Source organism: Chryseobacterium soldanellicola (assembly GCF_900100115.1).
In the GTDB taxonomy this organism is placed as follows: Bacteria; Bacteroidota; Bacteroidia; order Flavobacteriales; family Weeksellaceae; genus Chryseobacterium; species Chryseobacterium soldanellicola.
Window position 1 is genome coordinate 24908 of the sequence record NZ_FNKL01000002.1, and the last position, 18223, is coordinate 43130.

Sequence of the window (18223 nt, forward strand, 5' to 3'; positions counted from 1 at the left end):
AATTTAATTAATAGAAATTTATTCTTGAATAATTTAGGAATTATTATTTTTTAATCTCTTTTTTTGGTTGGTAGTCCGGATGTCCTAATTGCCATAAAGCAAAAGCAAATATATCTCCTAAACCAGCATATCGTTGGGCTACGGGAACATTAGCTCCGTGCCCTCCTTCAAAATCTATTTTTAGTAATATAGGATTAGCAGAACCATCATCAGCCATTAATTTAGCTGCAAATTTTACAGGTTCCCACGCAACCACCCTTTGGTCATTTATTCCTCCAGTGATAAACGTAGCAGGATATTTAACTCCTTTTTTAATGTGATGATAAGCATCCATTTCTAATAAGGCTTTAAACTCTTTCGGATCTTTTACACTTCCAAATTCTTTTGGCTGACTATTCATTGTTGCTTCATCCCTAAGCATATTTAATGATCCTACCTCTGCAATAACCGCTTTAAAAAGATCTGGTCTCTCGGTCATGGCCCTTCCTACTGTAATACCTCCTGCACTTGCTCCCCAAATAGCAACTTTATCTTTTGAAGTATATTTTTCTTTTATCAAAAATTCTGTACAATCTATTAGATCTCTCCAAGTATTAGGTTTAGTTTCTTTATATCCTCCCAAACGCCATTTTTCTCCTTTTTCTCCTCCTCCTCTTACATGAGCGATTGCCATTACTCCTCCTTCGCTTACCCATAATAAATAAGCTTTGGCAAAAGCAGGACTATCAACTACTCCATAAGAACCGTAGCTTTCTATTAGTAATGGGGATTTACCATTTCTAATTAAGTTTTTATCATAAATTAAAGATAATGGGATTTCCTCTCCATCTCTAGCTTTTACGGTTATCTCTTTTGCTATTATATCTTTGAATTCAGGATATTCTACAATTGGCATAAGATTTTCGGGCTTAAAAGTATTAGTTTTAACATCATATCTAAAACGTTGCTCATCATTTGCCCAACCAGAACATGTTATCCAAATATCAGAGAAATTTTCTCCCTTTGATTCCAAGTCAATATTTCCTGATGGATAAGGAAGTTGAATATGATTATCTTTTCCATCTTTATATAAATAGAATTTAGCTTCTACTCCATTTTTCGTGGTAGTGTAATAAATACCATCTTTAGTTATCCTGTAACTTTTTATAATTTCATCTTTTTTTTCTGGAACTAGAGTTTCCGCATTTTTAAAATTTGGAGAAGCAATACTAGTTCTACATAGTTTATTAAGAGGTGAATTATAGGATGATTCAAAAATAACTTTATCATTCCAAAAATCTAAATTTTTAGCTTTATCACTTGATTCAGCAAATGGTGTCCAATTTTTTTTACCTGCTAATAAATCTTTTTTACTAATTATAAATGTTTTTCTATAGGATTGAAAATCTACCAGCATTCCTTTATAATACTTATCCTTAATGTCATAATTTAAAATCATAGGAAACTGGTCTTCGGTAATTTTTAAATCAGGATTATTTTGCGCAGAAAAAACAGCAATTATTTTTTTTGGATCTGCTCCTAGCTTATATAAAACAGTCTGAGTATTCTTATAAAAATCTGTAGACTTTGAATCAATCGTAGAAAAAGCGACATAAAAAAAACCACTATTATCATCTAGCCATTTCACCCCGTCTAAAGTAGCAGGCGCTGTATTTGCAATAAATTCCGGATAGACTTGCTTTTTTTTCACATCGATGATAATCAAATCCGAGAGTTCCACTCCTTTTTCAGCCATTGAAACAGCAATTTTACTACCGTCCCAGCTTGGGCTAATGTAATTAATGACAAAATCGTGATTTTGTTCATTGCTTTTATAATTAATAGGATCATAGAGTAGCTGCTCTTTTCCTGAAAGACCTTCTCTATAATATAATTTTGCTATTTTTTCATCAGCATTTCTCTTTAGATAAAAATATTTATCATTATTAGTTATTTTCAAATCGGAAATAGAATAGCCTCGTCTTTTATCAAACTCTAATCTTTTTTCTACATAATAGTTCTTTTTTGGAATTAGATCAAGAATAGAATTGGTATAAGCTGTCTGTGACTTCATCCAATTAATTGTACTAGGATTTTCTAAATCTTCTAAATTTCTGTAATCATCAACGATTTTAATTCCAAAATATTCATCCGTAACTGGTTTTGATGGAGCTGATTTTGTTTTTTGGGCATTAATAAAAGCTGATAGTAAACAGATAATAATAAATATTTTTATTTTCATTATTACTAGAAATTATTTATTACTCGCTGTTTGAAAAGGAGTAGGAAGCGGATCATCATTTCCACCAACATTAAAACCAGCTTGGATACCGCCACCTCCAGTAATTGTTTTCATGTTATTAAGTTTCATTAATGGTGTTTTTTTTAAAGACAATTTCTTTTTGTCTTGATTTTGTTTTTTCATTATTGAATGTTTTTAAATTTCTTTGCAAAGAAAGTAAATATTCTAAAACTACACACAAAATAGATATATAGATTTATAAATCCACATCACCCGAATCAACATAAAGCATTGATATTATTAAATTTAAATAATAATTATTTTATTTTATATTGTATAGATATTAAATGTGAAAATTATATTTTTGTAACATATTTACAAATGATGAGATTTATATTTCCTATTATTTTATTGTTTACAAATTGTTTTTTTGCTCAAGGTAACAAAATTGACACTTTAAATAAATTCGGCTACTCAGAACTTAAAAACAAATTTTATAACTATAATGATAATATTAAAACCGATAAAGCTAAAATTATAGCTCAATACTATCTGCAAAAAGCCAAAAATGAAAAAAATACTCTTCAAATAGCTGACGGCTATGTTCTTACTCACTTTAATGAAAATTTCTCCAATGCACTAAAATACTTGGATAGTGCAGCCACAATTACGAAAAATTTAAAAGGAACAATATATCCTTCTCAGACATATTTAATGAAAGGAAACCTTTATTATAAATATGACAATTTAAAAGTTGCTTTGGATAATTATATTTTAGGATTACAATATGCCAAAGAGCAGAAAGATCAGAAGCTGACTTCATATGCTAATATGAATATTGCATATCTGAACAGCTATATTGGTAAAAATGCAGAAGCTGCCAAAACATTCAGGTACTATTTATATAATGGAAAGAATATTACAGATGAATCTCAGCATAATCAAATGCGTGTAAGTCTTATATATTGCTATATTGAAATTAATAAATTGGATTCTGCCAAATTATTAATTAAAGAGGGTCTAAGATCACAATTCACAAACAAAAACAAATATATAGTTAGCCAATATTCTTATTATTCTGGGTATTTAGATCTTAAACAGAAAAAATATAAGGCTGCCATAGCTGAATTATCAAAAGCTTATACATATTACTCCAGTATCAATGATAATAATGCAAATTATGCGCTTTTTAATTTAGGTAAAGCTTTTGATGGATTGGCAAATAAAGAAAAAGCAGCAGAAAATTACACTAAACTTGATTCTATTACTGTAAAAAGTAATTACACTTTTCCAGAACTTCGGGAAGTCTATACTTATCTCATAGATTATTATAAGGAAAAAAATAACAAAGAAAAACAGCTTTATTATATTGACCGCTTTTTAAAAGTTGATAAAAAGCTCGATGAACAATTTAGGTATTTGTCAGTAGAGCTACCGAAAAAATATGATACACCAAATCTTATACAACAAAAAGAAAACATAATCAACGATTTAAAAAATAAAAAAATAGTTCTATATGCTTCTATTGTTACCCTATTATTAATTCTTTTATTACTAACATATCTTTATTATAAAGCTAAAAAAACCGAAAAAAAACACCAAAAAGTTGCGCAAGAGTTAATCAATTCTATTGAGATTAGAAATTTTGAAATCCCTGAAGGAAAATTAGATACAACTTATATCCAAGAAACAGAACCTGTTAATATAGAAGATAAAGCAATTAAAGCGACTCCGGAAGATGTAATCCAATTCATTTTAAAAGAATTGGAAATTTTTGAAACAAAAGAACTTTTTTTAAAAAAGGGTATTACATCTGCTAGTTTAGCAAAAAGCATAAAAACAAATACTTCCTATTTATCAGAGGTTATTAATACTCAAAAAGAAAAGAACTTTGCCGCTTATCTTAATGATCTTCGAATAAACTATGCATTAAACAGATTAGTAAGGGATAGAAAGTTTCGCTCATATAAATTATCTGTAATTGCAGATGAATTAGGGTACAATAATGAGCAGGCATTTTCTTTAGCTTTCAAAAAGAAAACAGGAACTACTCTCTCGATTTACATTAAAGAAATCGAAAAATCAATTAATCCAGAATAGATATCCAAATCAATATAACAATTTGACTAACATCATTTTAAATATTCTACATTTATAAATTAATACCCCTAAATTTATAAATGTAGAATTCAATTGCTTTTTTTTGTGGCCTGCTCTTTTGCATCTTTGCTCCAGGTAAAAACACAAATGTTTATTTTTTGTATGTGTACAGTACGAAAATATAAATATTAAATGCTGATCAGCGAAACCGAGTCACGGCATATATGACAAAAATAAATTATTAAAAAATTATCAAAAAATGAAAAAGCAGAAATTAGAGTCCCTTAAAGGGAAAAAATTTGACAAACAAGCAATGCATACGATCAAAGGAGGTAAAATAGGCTTCCAGGATTCTATTGGGGATTGCACAACTTTAAATATGACTAAAGTTATGTCAACAGGAGAAGTTAAAAGAGACCAAGATACTGATGATTCTGATTGGGCTTGTTAATTTAAAAAAAATGAAAGGAGGAGCATTCCTCCTTTCTATTCTTTTTTGTTTTTGTTGTGCTCCAAACAAAAATGTTATTATAACTGATCTAAATAATGTTGAAAATACATATTCGAAAACACTATCTAATCAAAAATATGGAATCACATTTTATAGCTTAGGAGGAAAGAAATACAAAAAAGTAAATAAATATCGTTTCTACAATCAAAAAAAGAATGAGGAAATTTTTGTCATCCGAAATGATATTGGAGGGAACTTAATATATGAAGGATTATTTAAGATAGAGAATCCAGAAAGCTATTTAACCAGACTTAAAGAAATTAAAAATTGTAAAATCGTAAAAAAGAATACTATTATATATGATGAAAAAAGTATTGACGGCACCGAGTATAGTTATATTATAGGCAATAAAAAAATAAAAGAATTTATTTTTAATAAAAATGAGTCCCTTTTTACTTATGTCGTACAAATTAACAAACAATCACCAACAATCAAATATAATATTAACAGATACCTTGAACAAGCGTTGGAGGGAATAAATTTAAATAATTAATGATTTTAATTCTTTCGAATTCAAGATTTGAATCGTCAACAGATTCTGTTTGTGATTGGTTAATACATCTAAATGCTGATTTTTTCAGATTAAATATTGATGAGCTATTTAGTGATAAATATAAAATATATTTTGATATTGATAATGACTTCATAACAATTACAAACACACAGCTTAATAAAGAAATCAATCTAAATGATATAAAAATTGTATGGTGTAGAAGGAAATCTGAAAAAAGCTTTAATACTATTATTGATAATATTAGCGATGATAATATTACATATAATAGGATTGTGTTTGCTCGATTCATGTCAATGGAAAGAAATACTTTTTTGAAAACAATATTGAAAAGGATTGAAAAAGGGAAATGGTTTGATTATTATGAGACAATTAATGAACTTAATAAAATTGAAGCCTTACAACTTGCAAAAAAAGTTGGCTTGAACATTCCAAAGTCGTTTATCACAAATTACTCAGAATCATTCTCACAATATAATCATATTAATGAAGAATCAATTACAAAACCACTTTTCGAAGCAACAGGATTTATCGGTGAAAAAGGCTCTTACATAACTCATACAAAGCAACTTGATAAGAGAAATAAAATTCCGTCTTATTTTACTCCTTCTTTAATTCAGGCTAAAATTAATAAAAAATATGAGTTACGTATTTTCTATCTTGATAATCAATTTTTTGCAATGGCTATTTTTTCTTCTTCAAATTCTAAAACAAAACTTGATTTTAGAGCCTATGATTTTAAAAAACCAAACAGAACTGTCCCATATAATTTGCCAGATAACATTAAAAACTCTCTAAATGAGTTAATGAATAAACTTAATTTATATAATGGTTCAATTGATATGATTGTTGACACAGATGGAAATTATATTTTTTTGGAAGTTAATCCTATAGGTCAGTTTGGCATGGTTTCATTACCATGTAGATATTATATAGAAAAAGAAATTGCAATGTTTCTTATAAATAGATCAAAATGAAATCAAATAAAGAACTCAACAAACTAATCAAAGAATATAACGCGCCTTTGATTTTACAAAATATTAATCGATTGTATATTCCGGAAGATGATCTTTCAGAAAACACAAATAGACAAGTTTCTGGGAGCAGTATTTTACAGTGTTCAAAAAAATTTAAATATTCCTTTTTTAAAAATATATCAAAACTTTGAAAACCTACAAATTATTTTCCAATTGTATATTGGTCAAAGGCTTTACAAGATCATCAATTATTGATACTCAAAGAAAAGAAATCTTTTTAATTCCTAATGATTTATATAAGATATTAAATGATGAGAAATTAATTAATTTTGAAAAGTTAGAAAAGGAATTTTATGACAGTAAACAAATTATTAAAGGATATAGAAAGTTTCTGCTAGAAAAAGAGTTAATATTTGAATGTAATCAAAATGAAGTTGATTTTTTTATTCCGATACAAAAGGGTTATTCCACTCCTTCCAGTATTACCAATATGATCATTGATATATCTGATTCTTTAGATCCTTTTCTAAACAAAATAAAAAAAGAAATAGAACATTTGGGTGTAGTTGCGTTACAATTAAGAGCTTTTGATTTTCAGGAAAAAATCATATGTGATTTTCTAGATTTATTAGAAGAAGACAGCAGAATATATGACCTTCAGATTATTTTAAAATATGAAAATAATATCGATTCTAAATTGAAAAAGTTACTAAGATATACTCGGATCAACAAAATATTAGTATTTGGAGGTGAAATTAATTACAAAGATGAGAGAGTTATATTTATTCAAAGATCAATAAGTAATGCTAAAAGTTGTGGTTTAATTGACGAAAATATCACATATATAAATTCTGATATTGCACACGAATCAATGAATTTTAATTCTTGCCTTCACAAAAAAATAAGTATTGATAAACAAGGAAATATAAAGAATTGTCCTTCAATGTGTCAAGGTTTTGGGAATATCAAAACCAATACTTTAGAAGAAGCATTAGAACACAAAGATTTCAAAAAATACTGGAATCTCACCAAAGACAATATAGAAGGGTGTAAAGATTGTGAATTTAGACATATTTGTACAGATTGCAGAGCTTACACGGAACGTACTCATATCAATGGTCTGGAATTTGACACCTCAAAACCATTAAAATGTGGTTATGATCCTTACACCGGAGAATGGGAAGAATGGAGCAAAAACCCATTAAAACAAAAAGCAATAAAACATTATGAATTGGAAAATTTTATTTAGAACAGGCGTACTTATGATATTATTTTTTAATATATCACAAGGACAAAATCATAGAGTTTATTATCAGATGACCTACAAAGCAGATTCATCGAATGTAGAAACCACTAAAAAAAATATGGTTTTATTAATAAAAGATAATAAATCAAAATTCTATTCTCAAGAACAGCTCGCAAATGATTCTCTAATTATTGAAAAAGAAAAAACTGGTGGTAAAGCTCAAAAAAAATTTGATTATAGTTTTATGACAATAAAGGATAACCAAGAAAAAAAGCTTTATAAATTCACGTCTTTACTAAGGGATTTTTACAAAACTTCCGAAAACGCACCTTCATTTAATTGGAAAATTAGTAATGAAACTAAAAAAATAGAAAATTACACCTGTCAAAAAGCTACCCTTAATTATGCTGGTCGTTTATGGGAAGCTTGGTTTACTACAGATATCGCTTTGCAGGATGGTCCATTTATTTTTAACGGATTGCCTGGTTTAATAGTTTATATGAAGGATTCTAAAAATAATTATGAATTCAGTTTTACAGGAATAAAAAAAGATGAAACTACAGATATTAATTATTTATCCTCAAAGCCTTTGGAAATATCAAAAAAGCAACTCGACAAAGTTCTTTTAGACCATTATAATGATCCATATCGAGAAATGAAAGCGGGCAGTATAAAAGTACGTTGGCAAGATGAAAATGGAAAAGAGTTTACACCTGATTACAAAGAACTCACAAAAACCGAACAAAAAGCAATCAAAAAGAATAACAATCCCATAGAATTATCTGAAGCCATAAAATATCCTTAATTAATATAAATCACTATTTAAAGAAAAACTATTTGTTTTTTTAAAACATCTACGTATTTTAGTTAAAAATATTAATATGCTTTTGGACAAACTAATCACCTATTTAAAATTAGACAAACAAGAATTTCTTTTTCAATTTAATTCGCACCCCAATTACCCTTCAGCATTGGCTTTTAGTGATACTCTTAATTTTATGGGCGTGAGAAATGATGCTTACGAACTCGACAAAGAATATTGGGACGAGCTTCCTGAAGAATTTATCACCATTGTCGATAATTCCTTTTCTTTGGTTAAAAAAAACGGAACGCAATATTCCATATATTCTGATAAATCGAAGACTATCAATAAAGAACAGCTTCATAAAAACTCAACAGATTTTGTTTTATTATTTGAAAAATCGGAGAAATTGGAAGTCAAATCAGTATCAAACTTTCAGTCAATTATTTATGCTGTTTTGGGAATTATCGCGATTTATTCGCTTGTTAACCAGACGTGGTATGAGGCTGTTTTTAATGTACTTTCATTAATTGGCGTATATATTTCTTTAGAGATTTTTAATCAAAAATTCGGGAATACCTCTGCGGTGATCGGAAGTATTTGTGGTGACACCTCCGCCAATCAAACGGCAAATTCGTGTAATAAAATTATCACCCAGGACAAAACAAGTATTTTAGGTTTAAAATTTTCAGATTTTTCTTTGATTTACTTTATAGGAATTACCGTCTTAGGATTATTTTTACCAAGTACATCATTTATTATTAAAGGTTTTACGTTTGTTTCAATAATTGCAATAGGCTATTCATTATATATACAGGCTTTTGTTGAAAAAACTTTTTGCCGGGTGTGTCTTTTAATTATTTCGATTTTAGTGGCACAATTGGTAATAAGCTCGCTCTTTTTTGAAAATACATTTTTAGATTCTAAAATTCTTGTCTTAACAGCGGTTTTATGGATTGTGACCTTTGGGGTTGTTTTGTTTTCCGATACTATTCTTCAGGAAAAAGAAACTTTACAGAAATCAAATACTAAAAATTTAAGATTTAAAAGAAATTACGAACTTTTCAAAAGAGAATTAACAGAAGGTGAAAGGGTCAACTTTACAGACAACGAAACATTTTCGGTAGGAAATAAAGAGGCTAAACTTCGTATTTCCTTAATTTCAAACCCTTATTGTGGTTTTTGTAAAGACGCTCATAAAATTCTGGAAGATTTACTGGAAAAATATCCGAACGATATTTCTGCCCAGATGAGATTCAATTATTCTCCGGAAAGAGCCGATGAAAAATACAATAATCTGATTTCAGATTTTACTCATATTTATAAGAACAGATCTCAAAATGATTTCTTAAACGCCGTTGACACATGGTTTCAAAATAAAGATGAAAATAAGATCAGAGCAATTGCAGGAACCAATTCCAACCTTGAAGATTTGACTTCATTGATTGAAATGACAAAAGAAAACAGTGAAGCCGGTTTAAATTTTACTCCGATATTTATTATCAATGGATACCAGTTTCCTGATAAATATGATCGTGAAGATATCTGGTTTTTTATTAGCGAATTGCTTGAAGACGAAGAGTTTTAATGAAAAATATTCATTATTAAAGAAAATTCACTAAATTAGGATAAATTTAAAGCGGACTCCGAAAAGCTTATAAAAGAGTAGGAAACACCAAAATCTTTAGTATGAAAAACATCAAAAAACTTAACAGAAATCAGTTGAGATCGGTTACAGGTGGATTAGCCTGTCGATTTGACGACGATTATTGCCCGGGATCTTCCGTTTGCTGCAGAAACGGCGGACCATTAGACGGAATCTGCAGAACGCCTGAACAAATGCAGACTCAATGCCCATTTTAATAACTAAAACCTATCATCATGAAAAATCTTAAAAAATTATCAAAAAAAGACATGAAATCTATCCAGGGATCTATTCCTGAATGCCTTGCGGGATATTATTGGTGCAATATTACCAAAAAGTGTATTCCTGTTGGGACAACTTGCGGTATATTAGAAGACTAAGCTTTTAAAGTACCTTTTTACACTAAAAAATTCAAACCAAACCATTTTAAAACAATTACTATGAAAAATTTAAAGAAAATCGGAAGAGAAGATTTAAAATCCATCAAAGGAGGATTAAGACAATGCCCTGAAGACGGCCAGTGCGGAAACGGCTGGTGCTGTTCAGGTGGCGCCTGCAGATTAATTTCCGGAGCCAGCCCAAGCACCTATCTTTGTGATTATATTCCACCAATCGATTAATCATTTCTAAAAAAATTTATATCTTAGAAAAACAGTAAATCAATATTTTAAACTATGAAAAATCTTAAAAAACTTTCAAGAGAAAATCTGAAAACAGTAAAAGGAGGAATTACTCCGGAATGTGCCGCAGGCCAGGCTGCATCTACGAAATGTTATATTTCAAGCGATGAATGCACAAGTGATCCGAATTCGGACGGTTTCTGCATCCGTTACTGCAACAGATACTGCTATTAAAAGTAAAAAAACTTTTAAATAAAGAATAGTTGTCGTCAAAATGGCGGCAACTTGTTTTAAAAATAAAACATAAATCATTGAAATCTTTTCCTTTCTACCGCCAACCAGATTCCAAAGACTGCGGCCCTACCTGCCTCCGTATTGTAAGCAAATTTTACGGAAAAAGTATATCACTACAACAAATACGAAACCTTTCTGAGACCACCAGAGAAGGAAGCAGCCTACTTGGTTTGAGCGATGCTGCTGAAGATCTGGGTTTCCGCTCATTAGGGGTACAGATTGATTTTAAGACACTTGCAGACGAAGTTCCTTTTCCCTGCATCGTTCACTGGAACAAAAATCATTTTGTTGTTGTTTATAAAATTGATAAAAACAATAAAGTTTACATTTCAGATCCAAGTTACGGTCTGATCACCTACAACCGGGACGAATTTATAAAATTATGGATCGGTGAAAATGCCAACGAAAACACAGAAGAAGGTATCGCTCTGATTTTGGAGACGACCCCTGCGTTTTTTCAAACTGAATTTGACGATAAAGAAAGTAAGGCAAGCTTTACATTTCTCTCAAAATATTTATTAAAATACAAATCTCTTGTCATTCAACTGGCAGTCGGCCTTTTGGCGGGAAGTTTATTATCACTGATTTTCCCTTTCCTTACCCAAAGTATCGTCGATGTCGGGATTCAGAATCAGGACCTGAATTTCATTTACATCATTTTATTGGCCCAGATCATGCTTTTCATGGGAAGAATGGGAATTGAGGTTATCCGAAGCTGGATTTTACTGCACCTTTCGGCAAGAATTAATATTTCCATCATTTCTGATTTTTTCATTAAATTAATGAAGCTTCCCATCAGTTTCTTTGACACCAGGATGACCGGCGATATCATGCAGAGAATCAATGACCATCACAGAATCGAGCAGCTTTTGACCAGCTCATCTCTGAATACATTATTTTCATTGGTTAACCTTATTATATTCAGTATTGTCCTGCTTTTTTATGATTACAGACTTTTCGTTGTTTATTTGGTCGGAGCAGTTTTGTACATTGCATGGATCAGCTTTTTCCTTAATAAAAGAAAAGAGCTCGATTATAAAAGATTCTCACAGGTTTCACAGGAGCAAAGTAAAGTGATTGAACTGATCAACGGAATGCAGGAAATCAAAATGCACAATGCCGAAAAACAAAAGCGTTGGGACTGGGAATTCTTACAGGTTAAATTATTCAAGATCAGGATAAAATCATTGTCATTAGAACAATGGCAATCCGTGGGCGGGAATTTTATCAACCAAATGAAAGATATTCTGGTAAGTTTTCTTTCTGCAAAGCTTGTTCTTAGTGGAAATTTAACACTAGGGATGATGCTTTCCGTTCAATATATTATCGGACAGTTGAACAGCCCTTTACTACAGTTAATAGATTTCATCAAGCAAACTCAGGATGCTAAAATTTCATTGGAAAGATTAGGTGAAATTCATGATAAAGAAGATGAAGAAAGCACAGAAGAGCAATATGTACACGATATTCCCGAAAAAGATATTGAGATTGAAAATCTTTCGTTCAGATATATCGGTTCGGATGCTATGGTTTTTGAAAATTTAAGTTTAAATATTCCATATCAGAAAACAACAGCCATTGTAGGAGCCAGCGGAAGCGGAAAAACGACTCTTTTAAAATTATTAATGAAATTTTACGAGCCTAATGAAGGCGATATAAAAATCGGAAATACCAAATTAAAAAATGTCTCCCCAAGATTCTGGAGAGACCGTTGTGGCGTGGTGATGCAGGAAGGCTATGTTTTTAATGATACGATTGCCAATAATATTGCCGTCGGAGAGGATTTTGTAGATAAGCAAAAGCTAAGAAAAGCTGTAGAAATCGCCAATATTAAAGATTTTATTGAAGAATTACCGTTAAGTTATAATACAAAAATCGGTAACGAAGGTTTAGGAGTCAGTGGCGGACAAAAACAAAGGTTATTTATTGCCCGGGCCGTTTACAAATCTCCGGAGTACATTTTCTTTGATGAAGCGACTTCAGCCCTGGATGCCAACAACGAAAAAGTGATCATGGAAAATCTGGAGCAATTTTTCAAAGGAAAAACTGCTATTGTTATTGCACACAGACTTTCAACGGTAAAACATGCCGATAAAATCATTGTTTTAGACAAAGGAAAAGTCGTGGAAGAAGGAAATCACCAGGAATTAGTCGCCATAAAAGGTGAATATTACAGATTGGTAAAAAATCAGCTGGAACTTGGAAATTAATTAGTAATTAATATGAAAGAAGATATATTAGACAACATAGAACTGCGCTCCGAAAGCGTTCAGGACATACTTACCCAACCTCCACACTGGATGATCCGTTGGGGAAATACCATCATATTAATTATTTTGATGCTTGTTCTGGCAATGAGCTATATGATCAGATATCCGGAATTTATTCCAGCTCCAATCGTTGTTACCTCACAAAACCCGCCGGAAAAATTAGAGGCAAGAACTAATTCCAAAATCGAAAAAATATTCATCAAAGACCATCAGGAGGTTAAAAAAGATGATGTTTTAATGGTCATGCAGTCTACGGCTAATTATAAAGATGTTTTAGAGCTTAAAAAGATGATTGACTCTATTGCTCCCAATCAATTAAGCTCTTTTCCGATTCATCAGACTTCGCATTTTAAATTAGGTGAATTACAGGGAGATTATAATAGTTTTGCCAAAGCATTTCAGGATGAGGAACTTTTTACGAGATTACAACCTTACGCACCTGAAAATATCGCCGCCAATCAGAGCATTTCTGAATACAGGGTAAGAATTGCCACTTTAAAACAGCAAAAGAATTTAGAAGCAGCAAAGTATGATTTAACAAAGAAAAACTATCAAAGGTCACAAGAACTTTTTAACCAGGGCGTAATCGCAGCCATGGAGCTTGAAAATGAAAAAATAAAATACCTGCAGGCCCAGCAAAATCTGGAAAATATTACGATTTCACTTTCTCAAATGGAAGAAGGTATTTCAAATTTAAATAAAACAAAAAGCGGAACTGCCATCAATACAGAAAAAGATAAAATCAACTACTCTTCTCAAACCCTACAGCTATTTGAACAGTTAAGAAAATCCCTGAAACAATGGGAGCAGGATTATCTCATCATTTCTTCAACGGATGGTGTTGCGAGCTTTCAACAGTTTTTTGGTGAAAACCAGTTTGTAAAGCCCGGAGACGCTATTCTATCTATTTTACCGAAAAATAAAGACAAATTGGTTGGTAGAATGCAGGTTCCCGCAACTAATTCAGGTAAGATTATCGCTGGAGAAAAGGTTTTAATTAAATTAGACAATTACCGTTTCCAGGAATATGGTATTGTGGAGGGAAAGGTTCAAAATATATCGCTTTCTCCTGATGATAAAGGAAATTATTACGTAGATGTTAGTCTTCCCAAAGGTTTAAAAACAAGTTATAATAAAACGCTTGTTTTTGATAAAGAACTTAAAGGTAATGCAGAAATTGTTACCCAGGATTTACGATTAATTGAAAGATTCTTCTATCAAATCAGAAAACTGCTGGGATATCAAAGTTAAATAATATAAATCTATAGAAAATAAAAAAACCGAAACGTACTGTTTCGGTTTTCATTTTTGTAGCGAAGACGGGAATTGAACCCGTGACCTCAGGGTTATGAATCCTGCGCTCTAACCAACTGAGCTACCTCGCCTTTTTGGTGGTGCAAATATAGAAAAATATTTACTATCACCAAAATAATTTTTACTTAAAATAATCTAAAACATCGCCTACATGCTCTGGTTTACTGATTATCTTATTGTTAGCATCTAAAATAAAATACGTCGGAGTTGCATGTACATTATAGGTATCAACATAGCTGCTGTTCCATCCTCTTAATTCAGAATCATTCACCCAAGGGAATGCTGCAATTTTCTTAGAATATGAATCTTTATCAACATCTAACGAAAGACCGATAATCTGAATATTTTTCGCTTTTAAATCATTATATTTTTCCAAAAGTTTAGGAAGTTCACTCTCACAATGTGAGCATGTTGACGACCAGAAAACAACTACCTTTTTATCCGCTTTTACATCATAAAGAGATTTTGCTGTTGTATTTACTGCAGACTGGAATTTGTAATTTGGAAAAGCAGCGCCCAATTCTACATTTAAGTTAGACTTAATCGTTGATGCCAGTCTATCCGTGATTGTACATTTAAGGTTTTTAGCCTGAGTAAGGTATTTATCCTTAAAATCTTTCATATCATAGACATCAAAAATATCGATCAGCTCAGATAAAACGGTCTGACCTCTTGGCGTTTCTACTTTTAATCTGTCTAAAAGCTTATCTACCGAAGCCCCAACATTTGTATTTCCGCCTGTATTCAAATAAGCAACCAACATTGGTCTCAATAAGGATGACGTTTCCAGCATGTCATTAGATTTATCTATGAAATTAATCATTTCGTCCTGAGTGATTTTCTTGGCCGCCTCATTATTACCCAAAAACTTACTGTAGTTGGCATTATAATAAGCGATAAACGGATGCTGTGCCTGATCAACATTATTAGAGGTCCCTGAAAGTCTGCCTATTTCATCTTTTAAAGCTTTCCCGAATTCTGTATTGTCTTTATAATATTCTTTAATCTGGGATAAGGCAGGTAATATGAGATCTTTCTTTTGAGAACCTTCCTGCAGCTTGCTCATGATATTATTAGCTTCATCCTGATAAACAATATCTTTAATCTTATTATTCTCAGTTTCCAGCTTTACAATCACATTTTTATTTTCAGAAATAAAATTAAATGTATTATTTGTATTCGGAAAATAGATTTTCATCATTCCCATATAATTTTTGGGATATTTAAAAGTCCATGTATTATTTTTACTTTGCTCTTTTGTAAAAACAATATCTTTCGAACCGTTTAAAGTATATAGAATTGCATCTTGCTCTTTAAAATCTGCGGGTGCCTGAATCGTAACAGAAAATTGTGCCTGTAAAGAAAACGCTGATAATGCAGCTGATAATAAAAATATCTTTTTCATAATGTAAAAATAAAAAAACTCTCTGATTAATCAGAGAGTTTAATTTTATTTTAATAAAAATTTATATTTTTTGATCTTTGTATCTTTTTGTAAAAAATACGATAAACATCACTGCTACAACTCCAAGTGCATAAACATACATATCGATTGGTGATGAAGGAGCTCCGGGGCCTACTACTCCACCTCCTCCTGGATCCGGGGGTTGAGCATTCATGATTAAAGTCGCAAAAACAAAAAGAAGAGTGACTAGTTTATTTATAGCTTTCATATATTTTATTTTAAGATTTTAGTGTTAACAGTTTCTCCTTTATCAGAAACAATTTTTACTACGTAAGAATTTTTAATTTTATTATCTAATTCAATTACAAAATCTGTAGAAGTATTAACTGATTTCTTAGAGACTACAAGTTTACCACTCATATCATAAACCTCAATATCTGCTTTTTTCCAATTTGGATCAAATCTAACAATATAATTAGTAATATCAGGATTATAAACCACTACTGTTCTGGAAATAGAAACAGAAGGAGTAGCTACAGCTAATACTCTATCCGGCTCTCCATAGTACAAGTCATACTCTGAACCTGTAACTGGTATTACATCTCCTTGTTTTGCTTCAAGTGCAGTTCCGTTAGGTGCTTTGTAATAAAAGCCAGTACCCGAACTTAATTGGTGAACACCGTTGGCAATTAATGCAGCATTTTCTCTAACTTCAAATTTATAAGAAGCAATGTTATTACTATAATTTTTTAATTTAATGTTTTTACCTTTGAAGTTATTTTCATTAGCTTCATTGATATATAACCAATATGAATTGATATAATTCATATCGTAACCTCCAGTCGGTGCTTCTTCGTAAGTCCCAACAACACTTGTATTAAATGCTGTGGTCTGCGTTTTAGCATCAGCTGAATGACCTGTTGCCCCGTTAGGATATACAACATAATACGTTCTGCCTAATTCATTTCCGCTGGCATCAAGAGCAATAACTCCCAACTGCTTTACAGATCCTGATGCTGCATTTTTATTAGCTGCAACATTATAATCAGTATTTGCATCCCTAGTGTAATAATTAAATCTTCTAAGATTAGCAAAATTTAACTGATCAGCCGATGTATTGTCTAATAATTTAATTAAAAACGTCCCCATCGGTCTTACCATCAAATAATCAACATCTCCTGTAGGTACTCCTGCAGTAAATGTCACAAATTTAAATGATGAAGAAGTAGTTCCAGTTCCACCAGAAGTAGTTTGTACAGCATTTGCTGAAATCTCTAGTCTTGCACCTTGAATTCTACTAATATTTACACCATCACCGTTCGCAGCTGGCTCAGCATAAGCAATTTTTGACAAATCCAGATTTGTTAAGAAAGGATTTGATAGCTCATACATATTTTTACCAAAGCTGGTTTGCCAAGCCGTACCACCAGTTGACATGTGGAAAGGATCTGAAACATACGTATTGTACTTTTCATTGTACATATTAGTAGCATTTCCGTTCGTACCAAAATTAACAGAGTTTCCTGCATTTTGCAAAGTAACAGCTAATCCAATATCACTTACAGGACGTCCTTTAAGTGTTCTTGTAGAAGTACTCACATTAAGTCCTGAACCTCCTACCATATAGTAAGCAGTTGCTGGATTTGCCACTCCTAATTTTGTTGTAAGAGGGACATTTTTAGACACTACGGTTGCATTATCATAAGTAAGAATCTCATTCTGAGAATATCTTACATTAGAAAATGTTTTACCAAGTTCTGCACTTAACGTAGATGCTGTTTTGTCATAGAATGGTAAACCTATCTGTTGATAAGTACCATGACTAACCTGTCTGTATTCCTGATCAACAATACCTGTGATCCCAGTTTGCGGAATACCCGAAATAAACAATTGTCCGTAAGTATACGTAGGAGTCGCAGCAGGATTGTTGGTATTTGCAGTATTAAAAGCGGTTGGTTCATTTAGTTTGTTAACAAAATTACTACCTCCGTTTGCCTCTGTTTTATCAACGTTCGCTGCGTCAATTGTTTTGAAAAGATCGGTACCGGTTCCGGAAACCATAACATTTCCGTGATTTTCGATGATACCATCACCTTTCATTTGCATGCCTCCACCACTATAAACTAGCGTGCCTTTACTCACATACATATTAGCATTAGTGTCAACATGACATAAGATCTGCGCCTGAACAGAATAACTAATTGCTAAAAGACCTATAGCAAATAAACTTTTTCTCATTGTATATAATTATTTGTGTGTTAATACAATCTTCACCCGCAAAGGTATGATTTTTTTTTCAAGAAAAAA

The 18223-nt window shown here is 31.3% G+C and carries 18 protein-coding genes and 1 tRNA gene; 13 read left to right on the forward strand and 6 right to left on the reverse strand.

Annotated features, from left to right (window positions below):
• Positions 1 to 43: 43 nt before the first annotated feature.
• Positions 44 to 2221 (reverse strand): prolyl oligopeptidase family serine peptidase, encoded by a 2178-nt coding sequence (locus BLT04_RS04810; protein ID WP_089754291.1) that lies wholly within the window; start codon positions 2219 to 2221, stop codon positions 44 to 46.
• Positions 2222 to 2233: 12 nt separating this feature from the next.
• Positions 2234 to 2404 carry a hypothetical protein gene (locus BLT04_RS18865; protein ID WP_170828430.1) on the reverse strand — a complete coding sequence of 57 codons (171 nt, stop codon included), beginning with the start codon at positions 2402 to 2404 and terminating at the stop codon, positions 2234 to 2236.
• Positions 2405 to 2602: 198 nt separating this feature from the next.
• Between BLT04_RS18865 and BLT04_RS04815 the strand changes: the two genes are divergently transcribed.
• The 13 genes from BLT04_RS04815 to BLT04_RS04870 all read left to right on the forward strand — a co-directional run bounded on the left by BLT04_RS04815 (position 2603) and on the right by BLT04_RS04870 (position 14448).
• The gene (locus tag BLT04_RS04815; protein WP_089754293.1) at positions 2603 to 4321 is read left to right on the forward strand and encodes a helix-turn-helix domain-containing protein; all 1719 of its coding nucleotides are present in this window, start codon (positions 2603 to 2605) and stop codon (positions 4319 to 4321) included.
• A 259-nt stretch (positions 4322 to 4580) separates the two neighbouring features.
• Positions 4581 to 4772, forward strand: a complete 192-nt coding sequence (locus tag BLT04_RS04820; protein WP_089754295.1) for a hypothetical protein — start codon at positions 4581 to 4583, stop codon at positions 4770 to 4772.
• 10 nt (positions 4773 to 4782) lie between these two features.
• Positions 4783 to 5325: a hypothetical protein gene (locus BLT04_RS04825; RefSeq protein WP_089754297.1), complete on the forward strand. Its 543-nt coding sequence runs from the start codon at positions 4783 to 4785 to the stop codon at positions 5323 to 5325.
• Complete coding sequence (gene gwsG, locus BLT04_RS04830) at positions 5325 to 6320, forward strand: grasp-with-spasm system ATP-grasp peptide maturase (RefSeq protein WP_089754299.1); 996 nt, start codon at positions 5325 to 5327, stop codon at positions 6318 to 6320. The genes BLT04_RS04825 and gwsG overlap by 1 nt, the downstream gene beginning before the upstream one ends.
• Positions 6321 to 6507: 187 nt before the next feature.
• Positions 6508 to 7569, forward strand: a complete 1062-nt coding sequence (gwsS, locus tag BLT04_RS04840) for a grasp-with-spasm system SPASM domain peptide maturase (RefSeq protein ID WP_170828431.1) — start codon at positions 6508 to 6510, stop codon at positions 7567 to 7569.
• Positions 7547 to 8371, forward strand: a complete 825-nt coding sequence (locus tag BLT04_RS04845) for a GLPGLI family protein (RefSeq protein WP_089754305.1) — start codon at positions 7547 to 7549, stop codon at positions 8369 to 8371. The genes gwsS and BLT04_RS04845 overlap by 23 nt, the downstream gene beginning before the upstream one ends.
• Positions 8372 to 8447: 76 nt before the next feature.
• Positions 8448 to 9956, forward strand: a complete 1509-nt coding sequence (locus BLT04_RS04850; protein ID WP_089754307.1) for a vitamin K epoxide reductase family protein — start codon at positions 8448 to 8450, stop codon at positions 9954 to 9956.
• Between the two features lie 101 nt (positions 9957 to 10057).
• Positions 10058 to 10231: a bacteriocin-like protein gene (locus tag BLT04_RS18870; RefSeq protein WP_170828432.1), complete on the forward strand. Its 174-nt coding sequence runs from the start codon at positions 10058 to 10060 to the stop codon at positions 10229 to 10231.
• A gap of 18 nt (positions 10232 to 10249) precedes the next feature.
• Positions 10250 to 10393 (forward strand): bacteriocin-like protein, encoded by a 144-nt coding sequence (locus tag BLT04_RS18875; RefSeq protein ID WP_170828433.1) that lies wholly within the window; start codon positions 10250 to 10252, stop codon positions 10391 to 10393.
• A gap of 60 nt (positions 10394 to 10453) precedes the next feature.
• Positions 10454 to 10633 (forward strand): bacteriocin-like protein, encoded by a 180-nt coding sequence (locus tag BLT04_RS04855; protein ID WP_089754308.1) that lies wholly within the window; start codon positions 10454 to 10456, stop codon positions 10631 to 10633.
• A gap of 54 nt (positions 10634 to 10687) precedes the next feature.
• The gene (locus BLT04_RS04860) at positions 10688 to 10867 is read left to right on the forward strand and encodes a bacteriocin-like protein (protein ID WP_089754310.1); all 180 of its coding nucleotides are present in this window, start codon (positions 10688 to 10690) and stop codon (positions 10865 to 10867) included.
• 77 nt (positions 10868 to 10944) lie between these two features.
• On the forward strand, positions 10945 to 13137 hold the full coding sequence (locus BLT04_RS04865) for a peptidase domain-containing ABC transporter (RefSeq protein WP_089754312.1): 2193 nt from the start codon (positions 10945 to 10947) through the stop codon (positions 13135 to 13137).
• A gap of 12 nt (positions 13138 to 13149) precedes the next feature.
• Positions 13150 to 14448 (forward strand): HlyD family secretion protein, encoded by a 1299-nt coding sequence (locus BLT04_RS04870; RefSeq protein WP_170828434.1) that lies wholly within the window; start codon positions 13150 to 13152, stop codon positions 14446 to 14448.
• A 60-nt stretch (positions 14449 to 14508) separates the two neighbouring features.
• Here BLT04_RS04870 and BLT04_RS04875 read toward each other — a convergent pair.
• The 4 genes from BLT04_RS04875 to BLT04_RS04890 all read right to left on the reverse strand — a co-directional run bounded on the left by BLT04_RS04875 (position 14509) and on the right by BLT04_RS04890 (position 18154).
• Positions 14509 to 14582: transfer RNA gene (locus BLT04_RS04875), tRNA-Met, on the reverse strand.
• Positions 14583 to 14632: 50 nt separating this feature from the next.
• Positions 14633 to 15916: a TlpA family protein disulfide reductase gene (locus BLT04_RS04880; RefSeq protein ID WP_089754316.1), complete on the reverse strand. Its 1284-nt coding sequence runs from the start codon at positions 15914 to 15916 to the stop codon at positions 14633 to 14635.
• Between the two features lie 61 nt (positions 15917 to 15977).
• Positions 15978 to 16130: a hypothetical protein gene (locus tag BLT04_RS04885; protein ID WP_228421910.1), complete on the reverse strand. Its 153-nt coding sequence runs from the start codon at positions 16128 to 16130 to the stop codon at positions 15978 to 15980.
• 59 nt (positions 16131 to 16189) lie between these two features.
• Positions 16190 to 18154, reverse strand: coding sequence for a T9SS type A sorting domain-containing protein (locus tag BLT04_RS04890; protein WP_089754320.1), 1965 nt, complete (start codon positions 18152 to 18154; stop codon positions 16190 to 16192).
• Positions 18155 to 18223 lie beyond the last annotated feature (69 nt).